This is a genomic window from Kitasatospora sp. NPDC088783 (genome assembly GCF_044750705.1).
GTDB lineage: Bacteria > Actinomycetota > Actinomycetes > Streptomycetales > Streptomycetaceae > Kitasatospora > Kitasatospora fiedleri.
Genome location: NZ_JBIVKJ010000001.1, coordinates 850,766 through 864,862, shown reverse-complemented (window position 1 = coordinate 864,862; position 14,097 = coordinate 850,766). Strand labels below are relative to the sequence as shown.

At 77.9% G+C, this 14,097-nt stretch carries 15 protein-coding genes and 1 pseudogene; 3 read left to right on the top strand and 13 right to left on the bottom strand.

The annotated features are described in order from the left end of the window. Positions 1-87: 87 nt before the first annotated feature. The gene (locus ACIP60_RS03805) at positions 88-732 is read right to left on the bottom strand and encodes a response regulator (protein ID WP_400679640.1); all 645 of its coding nucleotides are present in this window, start codon (positions 730-732) and stop codon (positions 88-90) included. Then, complete coding sequence (locus tag ACIP60_RS03800) at positions 729-2,114, bottom strand: sensor histidine kinase (protein WP_400679638.1); 1,386 nt, start codon at positions 2,112-2,114, stop codon at positions 729-731. The genes ACIP60_RS03805 and ACIP60_RS03800 overlap by 4 nt, the downstream gene beginning before the upstream one ends. 178 nt (positions 2,115-2,292) lie before the next feature. Between ACIP60_RS03800 and ACIP60_RS03795 the strand changes: the two genes are divergently transcribed. Both ACIP60_RS03795 and ACIP60_RS03790 read left to right on the top strand, forming a co-directional pair. After that, a complete protein-coding gene (locus ACIP60_RS03795; RefSeq protein WP_400679637.1) occupies positions 2,293-3,345 on the top strand; it encodes an FtsX-like permease family protein in 1,053 nt (350 codons plus the stop codon). A gap of 104 nt (positions 3,346-3,449) precedes the next feature. Beyond that, positions 3,450-4,109, top strand: coding sequence for an ABC transporter ATP-binding protein (locus tag ACIP60_RS03790; protein WP_400679931.1), 660 nt, complete (start codon positions 3,450-3,452; stop codon positions 4,107-4,109). A 51-nt stretch (positions 4,110-4,160) separates the two neighbouring features. On the opposite strand, the gene ACIP60_RS03785 is transcribed toward ACIP60_RS03790, so the two are convergent. Further along, positions 4,161-4,856, bottom strand: coding sequence for a winged helix-turn-helix domain-containing protein (locus ACIP60_RS03785; protein ID WP_400679635.1), 696 nt, complete (start codon positions 4,854-4,856; stop codon positions 4,161-4,163). Positions 4,857-4,921: 65 nt separating this feature from the next. Here ACIP60_RS03785 and ACIP60_RS03780 point away from each other — a divergent pair, with 65 nt between their 5' ends. Then, on the top strand, positions 4,922-5,593 hold the full coding sequence (locus ACIP60_RS03780; RefSeq protein WP_400679633.1) for a flavin reductase family protein: 672 nt from the start codon (positions 4,922-4,924) through the stop codon (positions 5,591-5,593). Between the two features lie 7 nt (positions 5,594-5,600). On the opposite strand, the gene ACIP60_RS03775 is transcribed toward ACIP60_RS03780, so the two are convergent. The 10 genes and pseudogenes from ACIP60_RS03775 to ACIP60_RS03730 all read right to left on the bottom strand — a co-directional run bounded on the left by ACIP60_RS03775 (position 5,601) and on the right by ACIP60_RS03730 (position 14,023). Continuing rightward, positions 5,601-6,314, bottom strand: coding sequence for a GntR family transcriptional regulator (locus ACIP60_RS03775; protein ID WP_400679928.1), 714 nt, complete (start codon positions 6,312-6,314; stop codon positions 5,601-5,603). Between the two features lie 125 nt (positions 6,315-6,439). Further along, positions 6,440-6,829, bottom strand: a complete 390-nt coding sequence (locus ACIP60_RS03770; protein WP_400679632.1) for a hypothetical protein — start codon at positions 6,827-6,829, stop codon at positions 6,440-6,442. 113 nt (positions 6,830-6,942) lie between these two features. After that, positions 6,943-7,218, bottom strand: a pseudogene (locus ACIP60_RS03765) (ornithine cyclodeaminase family protein); the annotation flags it as partial. Further along, entirely contained in the window at positions 7,215-7,439 is a 225-nt protein-coding gene (locus ACIP60_RS03760; protein WP_400679631.1) for a hypothetical protein, read from the bottom strand. The gene ACIP60_RS03760 and the pseudogene ACIP60_RS03765, both read right to left, overlap by 4 nt. After that, positions 7,436-8,446: a proline racemase family protein gene (locus tag ACIP60_RS03755; RefSeq protein WP_400679628.1), complete on the bottom strand. Its 1,011-nt coding sequence runs from the start codon at positions 8,444-8,446 to the stop codon at positions 7,436-7,438. The genes ACIP60_RS03760 and ACIP60_RS03755 overlap by 4 nt, the downstream gene beginning before the upstream one ends. After that, complete coding sequence (locus tag ACIP60_RS03750; protein ID WP_400679626.1) at positions 8,446-9,825, bottom strand: aldehyde dehydrogenase family protein; 1,380 nt, start codon at positions 9,823-9,825, stop codon at positions 8,446-8,448. The genes ACIP60_RS03755 and ACIP60_RS03750 overlap by 1 nt, the downstream gene beginning before the upstream one ends. A gap of 73 nt (positions 9,826-9,898) precedes the next feature. Next, positions 9,899-10,906 carry a proline racemase family protein gene (locus ACIP60_RS03745; RefSeq protein WP_400679624.1) on the bottom strand — a complete coding sequence of 336 codons (1,008 nt, stop codon included), beginning with the start codon at positions 10,904-10,906 and terminating at the stop codon, positions 9,899-9,901. 98 nt (positions 10,907-11,004) lie between these two features. After that, complete coding sequence (locus ACIP60_RS03740) at positions 11,005-11,943, bottom strand: dihydrodipicolinate synthase family protein (RefSeq protein ID WP_400679622.1); 939 nt, start codon at positions 11,941-11,943, stop codon at positions 11,005-11,007. Between the two features lie 357 nt (positions 11,944-12,300). Beyond that, the gene (locus ACIP60_RS03735) at positions 12,301-13,734 is read right to left on the bottom strand and encodes an NAD(P)/FAD-dependent oxidoreductase (protein ID WP_400679620.1); all 1,434 of its coding nucleotides are present in this window, start codon (positions 13,732-13,734) and stop codon (positions 12,301-12,303) included. Continuing rightward, the gene (locus tag ACIP60_RS03730) at positions 13,715-14,023 is read right to left on the bottom strand and encodes a (2Fe-2S)-binding protein (protein WP_100839294.1); all 309 of its coding nucleotides are present in this window, start codon (positions 14,021-14,023) and stop codon (positions 13,715-13,717) included. Before ACIP60_RS03730 ends, ACIP60_RS03735 begins: the two co-directional genes overlap by 20 nt. Between the last annotated feature and the right edge of the window lie 74 nt (positions 14,024-14,097).

The window sequence follows — 14,097 nt, the reverse complement described above, 5'->3', positions numbered from 1 at the left end:
CCCCGCACCCGACATTCCCGGCCCGCTCCGGTCGGGTCCCCACCCGGGTCGGCGCCCGGCCCGGCCCCTGCCCGGGTCGGCGCCCGCTCAGCGTTCCGCGGCGCGGATCAGCCCGGCCGCGAGGCCGGCCGCGACGGCGGAGGTGCGGGAGTCGACGCCGAGTTTGTCGTAGATGTGCACCAGGTGGGTCTTGACGGTGGCTTCGCTGATGAAGAGGCGCCGGGAGATCCGCCGGTTCGGCAGGCCCTCGGCGAGGAGTTGGAGGATCTCCGCCTCGCGCGGGGAGAGCGAGGGCCGGCCCGCCCGGACGCGGCCGAGCAGCCGGGCGGCGACGGGCGGGGCGAGGACGGTCTCGCCCCGGGCGGTGGCCCGGATGGCGGCGGCGAGGTCCTCGGGCGGGGCGTCCTTGAGCAGGTAGCCGGTGGCCCCGGCCTCGACGGCGGCGAGGATGTCGGCGTCGGTGGAGTAGGTGGTGAGGACCAGGACGGCGGGCGGGTCGGGCAGCGCGGTGATCCGGCGGGTGGCCTCGACGCCGTGCATGCCGGAGCCCATCTGGAGGTCCATCAGGACGACGTCGGGGCGCTGCCCGGCGGGCAGTTCGGCGAGCAGGGCGAGCGCGGCGGCGCCGTCCGCGGCCTCGCCGACGGCGGTGGCCTCCGGCAGGTCCTCGACCACGGCGCGCAGTCCGCGCCGGACCACCGGGTGGTCGTCCACCACCAGCACCCGGATCACCGCCGCACCCCCGCGGGCAGGAACCGCCCGGCCGCCCGCCGCGCGCTGCCCGGCGGGCGTTCGACGGCGGGGCCGCCGGGGCCGGGTGCGGGCACGCCGGGGCCGGACGCGGGCGCCGCGGGCTGGTCGACGGCGCGCAGCGGGAGCGCCGCGGCGACGGCGGTGCCCTCGCCGGGGGCGGACTCGACGGTGAGGGTGCCGCCGAGGGCGGCGATGCGCTCGTGCATGCCGTGCAGGCCGAAGGAGTCGGGGGCGGGCGCGGTGGCGGGGTCGAAGCCGGTGCCGTCGTCGTAGACGTCGAGGGTGACGGCGTCGTCGAGGTAGCCGAGGGTGACGGCGACGTGCGCGGCGGCGGCGTGCCGGACGGCGTTGGCCAGGGCCTCCTGGGTGAGGCGCAGCAGGGCGACCTCGGCCTCGACCGGCAGCGGGTACGGGTCGCCGTCGCGGTGGAAGGCGGCTCCGGCGCCGTCGGCGAGGCGGCGCAGCGCGTCGGGGAGGGTGGTGCCGTCGAGCGCGGGCGGGGTGAGGGCGTGGACGAAGCGGCGGGCCTCGGCCAGGTTGGCGGAGGCGGTGCGTTCGATCTCGCCGAGCAGCGGGGCGGCGGCCGGGAGGTCGGCGGCGCCCCGGGCCTCGCGGGCCAGCAGCACGATGCCGGCCAGGCCCTGGGCCAGGGTGTCGTGGATCTCCCGGGCCAGGCGCTGGCGTTCGGCGAGGCGGCCGGCCTCGCGCTGGCTGGCGGCGAGTTCGTCGCGGGTGCGGACCAGGTCCTCGATCAGCCGCTGGCGGGCCCGGCTCTCCCGGTAGAGGGCGGCGTAGCCGTACGCGGTGAGCAGCGCGACGGCGGCGCCGGCCAGCGGGCCGAGCACCTTGGCGGTGGTGAGCCCGCCGGGGGTGGTGGCCTGGGCGGCGAGGACGGCGGCGGTGAGCGCGGCCACGGCGGGCAGGGCGAGGCGCGGCGGCAGCACGTGCAGGCAGCCGAAGTACAGCGGGAAGGCGAGGTAGCTGAACTCGGGGTGCCGCAGGGTCAGTCCGATCCACAGCAGGGCGACGGCCAGCAGCCAGGCGCCGCCCAGGGCGCGCGAGGCGCGGACCGGCCGCACCGCCCCGCCCGCCGCGTACAGCGCCGCCAGCGTGCCGGCGGTGGCCCAGCCGCCCGCGCCGAGCGCGCCGTCGGCGGCGGCCCGGGCCAGCAGCACGGCGAGCAGGGCGAGGAACAGGCCGTGCACGGCGAGGTTGGCCAGCCGCAGCGCGGGCGTCGGGCCGGCCGGCGCGGCATGTGGCGCGGCGTGCGCTGCGGCATGTGGCGAGGCGTGCGGCCCGGCCGCCGACTCGGCCTGCGACGGGGCCTGCGGCGGGGGCGGCGGCGGTTCGGTACGGGGCACGCCTTCCGAGGGTACGGGGCGGTGGCGGCCCCGGACCGCGCCGCGGCATCAACCGTTCGATGGATTTCCGGGTGCACCCCTCGGCGGGTGGCGGCTCCGTCCGTCTCCCCGATGGCGGCGGGGCCGCCGCGGACCAGTCTGGAGTGGTCCGCTCCTCCGTCCCTCCGAAAGGTCTCCCGTGTTCGTCGCTCTGCGTGACATCCGTTTCGCCCGTGGGCGGTTCGCCCTGATGGGCGCGGTGGTCACCCTGATCACCACCCTGGTGGTGTTCCTGTACGGCCTGACCGGCGGCCTGGCCTCGGCGGCGTCCTCGGCGATCGCCGAACTCCCGGCGGACGGCGTGGTGTTCGGCGCCCCGGCGGGCGGTCCGGCGGAGGCGTCGTTCGCGGCCAGCACGGTCTCGCCGGCCCAGCGGGACGCGGTGGCGGCGGCGGGGGCGGGCGCGGTGCACCCGCTGGGCGTGGCGATGAGCCGGCTGACGGCGGACGGCGGGGCGGCCGCGGTGAGCGTGCTGGGCACCGATCCGGCGCTGCTGCCGCCCCTGGTCGCGGGCGCCGCCCCGGCGGACGGCGAACTCGCGGTCGGCGCCGACACCGCCGCCGCGTACCACCTGGCCCCGGGCAGCCGGGTCACCGTGGGCGCGCGGCAGTTGACCGTCTCGGCGGTCACCGCGCAGCGCTCCCTGTCGCACGCGCCGAGCGTGTGGACCACCCCGGAGACCTGGCAGCAGGTCTCCGGCCAGCACCAGCCCACGGCGCTGGCGGTGCGCGGCACCCCGCACGGCCTGCCCGCCGACCTGCTGGCCGTCCCGCTGGGCGACGCGCTGTCCGGGATCGACGGGTACGCGGCCGAGCAGGGCAGCCTGCGGCTGATCCAGGGCTTCCTGTTCGCGGTGAGCGCCCTGGTGGTCGGCGCGTTCTTCACGGTGTGGACGGTGCAGCGCCGCCCGGACATCGCGGTGCTCAAGGCCGTCGGCGCCTCCAGCGGCTACCTGGTGCGCGACGCGCTGGCCCAGGCGGCGGCCGTCCTGCTGGCGGGCGCGCTGCTCGGCGGGGCGCTGGGCGCGACCGGCGGGGCGTTCGCCTCCGCGGCGGTGCCGTTCGACGTGGGCGTGTGGACGGTCGCCGTCCCGGTCGGCGCGATGGTGCTGCTGGGCCTGCTGGGCGCGGCCCTCGCGGTGCGCCGGATCACCGCCGTCGACCCGCTGGCCGCGCTGGGCGCCCACCGATGACCCCCCGTCCCGCCCCCGTCCCGCAGGAGCCCCCCGTGACCGTCCCCGCCACCCCCGCCACCCCCGCCTCCACCGCTGCCGCCGCCGTCCGCACCGGCCTCGCGCTGCACGGCGTGACGCTCAGCTACCCGGACGGCGAGAGTCGGCTGACCGCCCTGGACGACGTCGAACTGACCGTCGCCCCGGGCGAGTTCGCCGCCGTCGCGGGGCCCTCCGGCTCCGGCAAGTCCAGCCTGCTGGCGGTCGCCGCGACGCTGCTGCGCCCGGACCGCGGCCGGGTGCTGGTGGACGGCGTGGACGCGGGCGCGCTGGGCGAGCGCGAACGCACCGCGCTGCGCCGCGAGCGGCTGGGCATCGTCTTCCAGCAGTCCAACCTGCTGGCCTCGCTGACCGCCGTCGAGCAGCTGCTGGTCCTGGAGTCGGTGCGCGGTCGCCGCCCGGAGCGGGCCCGCCGCCGGGCCGAGGAGCTGCTGGAGTCGGTCGGCCTGGCGGGCGGCAAGCAGCGCCGCCGCCCGCACCAGCTGTCGGGCGGCGAGCGCCAGCGGGTGAACATCGCCCGCGCGCTGTTCGGCAGCCCCTCGGTGCTGCTGGTGGACGAGCCGACCTCGGCGCTGGACCACGAACGCGGCGCCCAGGTGGTCGAACTGCTCGCGGAGGTGACCCGCGCCCACCGCACCGCCACCGTGATGGTCACCCACGACCGCGACCTGCTGGGCCGGGTCGACCGGGTCCTGGAGATGCACGACGGCCGCCTGACCGGCTGAGCACCCGGCACCGCCCCGGCCGCCCGGGGAACCACCCGGGGAGCCGACCGGTCAGCACTCCACCCCCAGCAGCCCGCGCAGCGCCGCCCGCCCGCCCTCCGTGACCCGCAGCGCCCGGCTGTCCGGGCGCCGCAGCACCCAGCCGGCGTCCACCGCGTGCCGGCAGAGCGCCGCGCCGACGGCGCCCGCCAGGTGCGGGCGGCGCTCGGTGAAGTCCAGGCAGGGCCGGACGGCGGGGCGGCGGCCGGGGCGGACGGTGATGCCGGTCGCGGCGAGCCAGTCGGCCCCGGCGGCGGTGAGGGAGAGCCCGTTGCGGTCGTCGAGCAGGCCGCGGGCGGTCATCGCGTCGGTGACGGCGACGCCGAGCGCCCCGGCGAGGTGGTCGTAGCAGGTGCGGGCGCGGGCGAGTTCGCCCTGCTGCCGGGCGGTGCGCAGCGAGCGGGCGGGCGGCGCGGGGGCGTCCCGGACGCCGAACTGGGCCAGTGCCTCGACCAGTTCGGCGGCGGCCGGGCCGGACAGCCGCAGGTAGCGGTGGCGGCCCTGGCGCTCCTCGGCGAGCAGTCCGGCGCCGACCAGCCGGTTGAGGTGGCCGGTGGCGGTGGGGGCCGCGACCCCGGCGCGGCGGGCGAGTTCGCCGGCCGTCCAGGCGCGGCCGTCCAGCAGGGCGAGGCAGAACGCGGCCCGGGTCGGGTCGGCGAGCAGGGCCGCCGTCGCGGCGAGGGAGCGGGTGCCGGTCGGGGTGTCCATCCGTCCATCCTGCCGGGCGGACGCTTCGGCGCGGGCCGAAGCGTCCCGGTCCTACGGTCGGCGGCATGCGAAACGACCTTCCCCCGGCCCCCTCCCACCGCGTCATCGAGCCGCACGTCCTGTACTTCGGCACCCCGGTGGTGCTGCTGAGCAGCGTCAACCCGGACGGTTCGGCGAACCTCGCGCCGATCTCCTCGGCCTGGGCGCTGCACCGCACGGTGGTGCTGGGCCTCGGCCGCAACGGCTGGACGGCGCGCAACCTGGCGGCCCGCCCGGAGCTGGTGGTGAACGTGCCGGGGCCGGAGCTGTGGCGGCGGGTGGAGCGGCTCGGCGGTACCACGGGACGCCCGGACGCCCCCGGCGGACCGGACGCGCCGGACGGAGCGGAGACGCCGGAGACGCCGGACGGCCCGGTGTTCGTCCGGGACAAGTTCGCCCGCGCGGGCCTGACCGCGCTGCCCGGGCAGACCGTCGCCGCGCCGCGGGTCGCCGAGTGCCCGCTGCACCTGGAGGCCGAGGTGGTGGACCTGCGGCCGGACGCCACCGGGGAGTTCCGGCTGGTGGAGGCGCGGGTCCGGCGGACGCACGCGACGGAGGCGGTCATGGTGCCCGGCACCGACTACGTGGACCCGGCCGCGTGGAGCCCGCTGGTGTACAACTTCCGGCACTACTTCGGGCTGGGCCCGGAACTGGGCCACTCCGCCCGCAGCCGCACCGCGCGCGTCCCGCACACCTGACGGACCGTCAGCGGGCGGGCAGCCGCAGCGCGTTCTCCGGCTCGGCCGGTTCGGTCCGGTCGCCGGCCGCCCACAGGTGGCGGACGTGGCCGAGGTGGCGGGTCATGCACGCCTCGGCGGCGTCCGCGTCGCCGGTCAGCAGCACGTCCAGCAGTTCCAGGTGCTCCTCGGCGGAGCTGACCAGCTCGCCCTGCTGGTCGAGCCGGTTGAGGCCGTACAGCCGGGAGCGCTTGCGCAGGTCGCCCACGGTCTCGACCAGGCGGGCGTTGCCGGCCAGCGCGAGCAGGTCGAGGTGGAACTGGCGGTCGGCCTCCAGGTAGCCGATCAGGTCGTGCTCGCGGGCGGCCTCGACGATCGCCACGGCCTGCGGGCGCAGCGCCTCCAACTGTTCGGCGGTGGCGATCCGGGCGACCCGGCCGACGGTGGGGACCTCGATCAGGGCGCGGATCTCGGTGTACTCGTCGAGGTCCCGGTCGGAGAGCTCGGTGACCCGGAAGCCCTTGTTGCGGACCGCCTCGACCAGCCCCTCCCGGGTCAGGTCGAGCATCGCCTCGCGGACGGGGGTGGCGGAGACCCCGAAGTCGGCGGCCAGGGTCGGGGCGGAGTAGACCACCCCGGGGCGCAGCTCACCGGAGATGAGTGCCGCACGCAGGGCGTGGGCGACCTGGTCGCGCAGCCGCTCCTGGACGGAGATGAGGTTGCGGGGCTTGAGGTCGGCCATGGTGTTCCTCCGGAGGTTCAACAGGACCCCATTGTACAATGTCACGTTGCGGAGAGCGGACGCCCGGCCTTCGGTCGTGACTGTCCGTGTCGCCGCGCCGCCCGCCCGGACCACCCCGCGCCGCGCTACCCCGCCACCGACACCGCCACCGCCACCGCCGTCGACCCCGGCCCCGACACCGCCCGCCGCACGTACTGCGCCGCCGCCACCGCCAGATCCTGCCACGCCGTGCCGACGCTCTTGAAGAGCCTGGGACGATCATGGCCGACGGCAACCCCGCCCGTCACCAGTTCCACCGGATTCACCAGCCGCTCCGGCCCGGCCCCCGCCATCAGCAGGTCCCCGGCCTCGCGCAGCGCGACCGCCCGGGCCTCCACGAGCAGGTCGGCCCGGCCCACCGGGCGGGCGTCCACCTCGCAGACGTCCGGCTCGTGCGAGCCGACCGCCGCGACCGCCGCCCGGTCCGGCACCAGCCGGCCGTCGAACAGCGGGGTGCGGGCGGTGGTGCAGCCCACCACCAGGTCCGCCCCGGCGACCGCCTCCGGCCCGCCGACGGCGCCGCGGCCAGGCCGAACCCGGCCGCGTACGCCGCCACCTCCCCCGCGGGCCCCGGCCGCCGCGCCACCACGGTGACCCGCTCCAGCCCGGGCGGCACCGCCCGCAGCGCCGCCACGTGCCCCACCGCCCGCGGCCCGGCCCCGAACACCACCGGCTCCCGCGGGTCCGGCGCCGCCGGCGCCCGCAGCGCCGGCGCGGTGACCGCGGGCGTGCGCAGCACGGTCAGCGCCGCCCCGTCCAGCAGCGCGACCGGCCGCCGCGCGGGCCCGTCGAACCGCAGGTCCGCCCCGGCGATCCGCGGCAGCCCGGCCCCCGGGTTCCCGGGCGCCGCCCCCGCGGCCTTCACCCCGGCGAACCCCCGGCCGCCGCGGGCATCAGCAGCAGCTCCCCCGCCGGTACGGGCCCGCTCGCCCGCGCCGGGCACCCCTCCACGTCCGGCCCGCCCCGCAGCGCCCGCTCCAGCGCGTCGACGGCGGCGAGGTGGCCGAGGGTCGGCTCCAGGTGCTCGACCCCGACGGCCACCGCCCCGACGGCCACCGCCCCGACGGCCACCGCCCCGACGGTCACAGCAGGAACCCCGGGCCCAGGGTGTCCTCGGGGTCGAGGACGAAGCGGTGCTCGCCGGTGCGGTGGGCCGCGCCGGTGACCTCGGTGACGACCGCGCCGTCCTGCGGGGCGCGGACCCGGCCGGTGAAGGTGGTGCCGATGACCGAGTCGTGCCGCAGGGTGCGACCCGGAGCGAGGGCGCCGTCGTCGGCGAGCAGGGCGAGGCGGGCGGAGGTGCCGGAGCCGCACGGGGAGCGGTCGATCCGGCCGTCGGCGAAGACGGTGACGTTGCGCTGGTGCGGGCCGGACGGGGTGTCGGGCAGTTCGTCGTACAGGATGACGCCGTGGAGGCCGTCGCGGTGGTCGGCGAGCACCGGGTGGCCCGCCAGCGCGGCGCGGACCTCCCGGCCGGCGGCGGTCAGGTCGGCGAGCCGGTCGGGGACGACGGACAGGCCGAGCGCGGCGGCGGGCAGCGAGGCGTGGACCGCGCCGGAGTCCGCCAGGTCGACGGCCACCGGGCGTCCGAGCACGGTCAGGTCGACCTTGCGGGCCAGCACCCGGGTCGGCACGTTGCGGAAGGTCACGGCGGTGGTGCGGCCGCCGCGGCGGTGCACGGTGGCGCCGACCCGGCCGGAGGGGACGTCGATCCGCACCAGCGCGGTGCCGTCGTCGGGGGCGTCGACCAGGCCGGTGTCCACGGCCCACGCGCCGAGCGCCATGGTGCCGTGGCCGCACGCGGTCGAGTAGCCGTCCCGGTGCCAGAACAGGACGCCGAAGTGCGCCTCGCCGTCGTCCGCGGGGACGACGAACCCGCCGTGCGTGCCGGCGTGCCCGCGCGGTTCCCGGGTCAGCAGGCGGCGCACGTCGTCCAGCGGGCCGGGCCGCGGCGCGGTCGCGCTGCCGCCCGCGCCGATCGCGATCGCCCGGCGCTCGGCGACGGTGTCGCCGGGCACCGGCGGCAGCCCGGCGACGACGATCCGGAACGGCTCGCCCGCGGCGTGGTAGTCGACCGTGGAGACCCGGCCCATCAGTACTCCCCGGCGGGCAGCACGCTGACGGTGCGCGAGGCGGTGTAGAAGTCGAGCGCGGCCCGCCCCTGCTCGCGGGGGCCGTACGAGGCGCCCTTGGCGCCGCCGAACGGCAGGTGGAAGTCGACGCCGCTGGAGGGCGCGTTGATCCGGATCATGCCCGCGTCCAGGCGGTCCGCGGCGGCCAGCGCCACGTCCAGGGCGCGCGAGTGGACGGAGGTGGACAGGCTGTGCCGGGTGTCGTTGGCCAGCGCGACCGCCTCGTCCAGGTCGGCGGCGGGCAGCAGCACCGCGACCGGGCCGAAGAACTCCTCCGCCAGCAGCGGGTGCCCGGCCGGGACGTCCGCCAGCAGGGTCGGCTCCAGGAACCAGCCCGCCCGGTCGGCCCCGGCCCCGCCGGCCAGCACGGTCGCGCCGCCGGCCCGGGCGGTGTCGATCGCCCCGGTCAGCCGCTCCAGCGACGGCCGGCCGATCACCGGCCCGCAGACGGTGTCCGGGGCGGCCGGGTCGGCGGCCGGGGTCCGTCCGAGCGCCTCGGCCAACGCCTCGGCCAGCGGCTCGTACGCGTCGCCGACGGCGATCACCCGGCCGGTCGCGGTGCACTTCTGGCCCGCGTACCCGGCGATCGCAGCGGCCAGGTGGGCGGCGGCCTGCGCGATGTCGGCGTCGGGCAGCACCAGGGCGGCGTTCAGGCCGCCCATCTCGGCCTGCACCGGGACGCCGCGCCCGCTCGCCCCGGCGACCACCGCGCGGCCCACCCCGGACGAGCCGGTGAACGAGACCACGTCCGCGCTCCCGACCAGCGCCGTCCCCTCCTCGGCGCCGCCCGGGACGACGGTCAGCACGCCCGCGGGCAGGTCCGCGAGTTCGGCCAGCCGCAGCGCGCAGGCCACCGCCTCCGCCGACGGCTTGAGCACCACCGCGTTGCCGGCCGCCAGCGCGGGCGCGGCCTTCCAGGTCGGGATCGCCAGCGGGAAGTTCCACGGCGTGATCAGCCCGGCCACCCCGTGCGGGCGGCGGCGGGTCAGCAACAGGCCCTGGCCGGCGGCCGGTTCGTGCACCTCGCCGGAGGCGGCGAACGGCGCCTGCGCGTAGTAGCGCCAGATCGCCACCGTGCGGGCCACCTCGCCGCGCGCCTCGGCCACCGGCTTGCCGACCTCGCGCACCACCAGCGCGACCAGTTCCTCGGCCGCCGCCTCGACCGCCGCGGCGGCCCGGCCCAGCGCGAGCGACCGCCCGGCCGCCCCCAGCGCCCACCAGCCGCGCTGCGCCTCCCGCGCCCCCGCGACCGCCGCCGCGACGCCGTCGGCCCCCGTCGACGGCACCGAGGCCACCAGGTCGCCGGGGTCGGCGGGGTTGTACGAGTCGATGGTGCTCATGCTCAGGAACCTTCCATTGAACGTGAATTGACGGAACGGCACAGAAAGCCACCACCCCCGGCGGGCGGGCGCGCTACAGCAGGAAGCCCGCCGGGAACGGGTCCGTCGGGTCGAGGAAGTACTGCGCGGTGCCGGTCACCCAGGCCCGGCCGGTGACGGTCGGGACGACGGCGGGCAGCCCGGCGACGGTGGTCTCCTCGACCAGGCGGCCGGTGAAGGTCGTCCCGATGAAGGAGTCGTTGCGGAACTCGGCGCCGATCGCCAGCTCGCCGCGCGCGTGCAGCTGGGCCATCCGCGCCGAGGTGCCCGTCCCGCAGGGCGAGCGGTCGAACCAGCCGGGGTGGATGGCCATCGCGTGCCGGGAGTGCACCGCGTCCGAGCCGGGCGCGAGCAGCTGGACGTGGTGGCAGCCGTGGATGGACGGGTCCTCGGGGTGCGTCGGCCGGTGCCCGTCCGCGGCGTTGATGGCGTCCATCACGGCCAGCCCGGCGGCCAGGATCTCGTCCTTGCGCCCGCGCTCGAACGGCAGGCCGAGCCGTTCCAGCGGCAGGATCGCGTAGTAGTTGCCGCCGTACGCGAGGTCGTAGCCGACCGTCCCGTACCCGGGCACCTCCAGCTTCCGCTCCAGCGCCGCCGCGTACGAGGGCACGTTGCGGATGGTGACGCCGACCGCCGCGCCGTCCACCACCCGGACCTCGGCGACCACCAGCCCGGCGGGGGTGTCCAGCCGCACCGTGGTGACCGGTTCGACCACCGGCACCATGCCGGTCTCCACCAGCACGGTGGCCACGCCGATGGTGCCGTGCCCGCACATCGGCAGCAGCCCGGAGACCTCGATGTACAGCACCCCGAAGTCGGCGTCCGGCCGGGTGGGCGGCTGGAGGATCGCGCCGCTCATCGCGGAGTGGCCGCGCGGCTCGTACATCAGCAGCGTGCGGAACTCGTCGAGGTGCCGCTGGAAGTGGGTGCGCCGCTCGGCCATGGTGGCGCCGGGGATGGTGCCGAAGCCCCCGGTGACCACCCGGGTGGGCATGCCCTCGGTGTGCGAGTCGACGGCGTGGAAGACGTGGCGGGTCCGCATCGCGGTTGTTCTCTCCAGTCGGCTGTCGGCGGGTCCGGACCTCCGGCGGCCGGACCGGCTCCCCTCCGGGGCCGACCCGAACCGCCTTGCGGCACGGGCTACTTGTGGCCCTCGGCGAGCGCCTTCCCGGTCGCGGCGCGCACCGCGGCCTCGACCTCCGGGACGAGCGGCAGGCGCGGGGCGCGGGTCGGACCGCCGGGGCGCCCGGCGAGGTCCATGGAGAGCTTGATGGCCTGGACGAACTCGGTCCTGGAGTCCCAGCGCAGCAGCGCGTGCAGCGAGCGGTAGAGCGGGACGGCGGTGGCCGGGTCGCCGGAGACGGCCGCGTGGTACAGCTCGGCGCAGGCGGCGGGCAGCGCGTTCGGGTAACCGGCGATCCAGCCGACCGCCCCGGCCAGGGCCAGCTCCAGCAGGACGTCGTCGGCGCCGATCAGCAGGTCCAGTCCGGGGGCCAGCTCGGCGATCTCGTAGCCGCGGCGGACGTCGCCGGAGAACTCCTTGACCGCGACGATCGAGCCGTCCGCGTGCAGCTGCGCCAGCAGCGGCGGGACCAGGTCGACCTTGGTGTCGATCGGGTTGTTGTAGGCGACGACCGGCACCCCGACCCGGGCCACCTCGGCGTAGTGGGCCCGCACCGCGGCCTGGTCGGCCCGGTAGGCGTTCGGCGGCAGCAGCAGCACCGAACCCGCCCCGGCCTCGGCGGCCTGCTCGGCCCAGCGCCGCGACTCGGCACTCCCGTAGGCCGCCACGCCGGGCATCACTCGGGCCCCGTCCCCGGCCGCCTCGACGGCGGTGGTGACGACCCTGGCCCGCTCCTCGGCGGTGAGCGTCTGGTACTCACCGAGCGAGCCGTTGGGGACGACGCCGTCGCAGCCGCTGTCGATCAGCCAGCGGACGTGCTCGGCGTAGGCGTCGTAGTCCACCGTGAGGTCGTCACGGAAGGGCAGCGCGGTGGCGACCATGATGCCGCGCCAGGGACGGGCGTGGTCGCGGGGGGTGCGGGTCACGGGGATCTCCCTCGATATGATGTGTGACATTTTATAAGTGGGCACCAGGGACCACAAGGCCCCCGCCACCACCGGGCGGCCCCACGGCTCCCCCGGCCTTCGGCCGGAAGCGCCCTCGGTACGTCCTCTCGGCCCGCCCGGCCGGAAGCCCTCACACCGGGGGTGCGCCCGGGTTCTCGACCGGCGCGGCGAGAGCGCGTGCCGGGCGGGCCCGGCCGCCGGCCCTGGGGCCTGTCTTCGAACCCCCGTCGTAGCCCTGCAGCGTCCGGTACGTGCTCTCGGCGGGCCGGGCGAAGGGCCTCGTACTGGACGTACTCGGCTCTCTGCCCGGTGCGGCGGGAATGGGTGCCGGGCGTTGCGGGACAGGCGGGGGTTTGAAGACAGGCCCTAGTCCGGCCCCGGCTCGGCCAGTTGCGCCAGCGGCACCGGACAGGACAGCGGTCGGCTGTCCGGCCGTCCGGCTCCGCCGCCGGACAGGCGGGCCACCGCGGGTCCGCACATCCGGCCCTGGCACCAGCCCATGCCGGCCCGGGTGAGCAGCTTGACCGTCCGGGCGTCGCCGGCACCGAGCCGTTCGACGGCCTCCCGGACCGCCCGGGCCGGGACCTCCTCGCAGCGGCAGACCTCGGTGTCGTCGGTGACCCAGCCGGTCCAGTCCGGCCCGGGCGCGTGCGCGGCGGCCATCAGCGCGGCGAACGCGCGCCGCCGTCGGCGGACCGCCGCCGCCCGGGCGGGGAGCGGGCGCCCGGCCACCGCGTGGGCGGCCAGCACGCCCTCGGCGAGCGCCAGGTCCGCGCCGCCGACGCCGCAGGTCTCCCCCGCCGCCCACAGCCCGGACACGCTGGTGCGCTGCCGGGCGTCCACCGCCAGGGCCACCGTGCCGTCCGGCCCGGCGGCCGTCGCGGCGCCCAGTTCGGTGGCCAGCTCGATCTGCGGCACCAGCCCGTGGCCGATCGCCAGCGCGTCGCACCCGATCCGCCGCTCGCTGCCCGGCACCGGCTTCCACCGGGCGTCCAGCCGGGCCACCGTGACGGCGGTGACCCGGTCGGTGCCGTGCGCCTCGACCACCGCGCTGCCGCGGCGCAGCCGCACCCCGTGCCGCAGCAGCCGGGCGCCGTGCGCGGCGCCCTCGGCGAGTTTCCCGGGGTTGCCGGCCAGCACCGGCAGCCCGCGGGCGTAGCCGAGGTACGAGGTGGCCTCCACGATCGCGGGGACCTCCGCCCCGGCCGCGACCAGCGAGGAGGCGGCGGCCAGCAGCAGCGGGCCGCTCCCGGCCACCACGACGCGCCGGCCGGGCAGCACCAGGGAGGACTTGAGCATCGCCTGCGCGCCGCCCGCGGTCACCACCCCGGGCAGCGTCCAGCCGGGGAAGGGCAGTTGCCGCTCGTGCGCGCCGGTGGCCAGCAGGACCGCCCGGGCCCGGACGGTGGCCCGGTCGGCCGCCCCGGGGCCGCGGGTGGCGTGCAGGCGCCAGGGCCCGGTGTCGTCGCCCGGGGCGCCCGCCTCCAGCGCCCAGACGTGGTGGCCGGCCAGGTGGTCGACCAGCGGCGAGGCCGTCAGCCGCTCGCGCAGCCGGGCGAACACCGTCCAGCCGTGGTGCAGCCGCTCCGGCCGGGCCGCGCCCAGTTCGGGGGCGGGGTGCCGGTAGTACTGGCCGCCGAGCCGGCTGCCCGCGTCCACCAGGGCGACCCGCAGGCCGAACCCGGCGGCGGCGTCGGCGGCGGCCAGCCCGGCGGGGCCCGCGCCGATCACGGCGAGGTCGTAGCGGTCGCGGTACGGCCCGTCCCGGTGTTCGCGCGGCTCAGACTCCGAGGTCGGCATGGCCGTGCCCCTCCTGGGTGGTGACGGTGTCGCCGTGCTCGGCGGGCAGCAGGCACAGGCGCTGGTTGGGTCGGCCGTTGACGGTGGCCAGGCAGTCGAAGCACTGCCCGATCCCGCAGAACGCCCCGCGCGGACGGCCCCCGCGCCGGGTGGTGCGCCAGGCCGGCACGCCGTCGGCCCACAGCGCGGCGGCCAGCGTCTGCCCGGGCAGCGCGGGCACCGGGCGGCCGTCGAACCGGAAGGTCCGGACGGGGCCGGGTTCGGCTCCCACCAGGTCGAGCGGGTCCACGGCTACTCCTCCCCTTCCCGTACGTCGCACCGCACCGGCCACCCCGCGCGGAAACCCGCGCACCGCCACCCGCT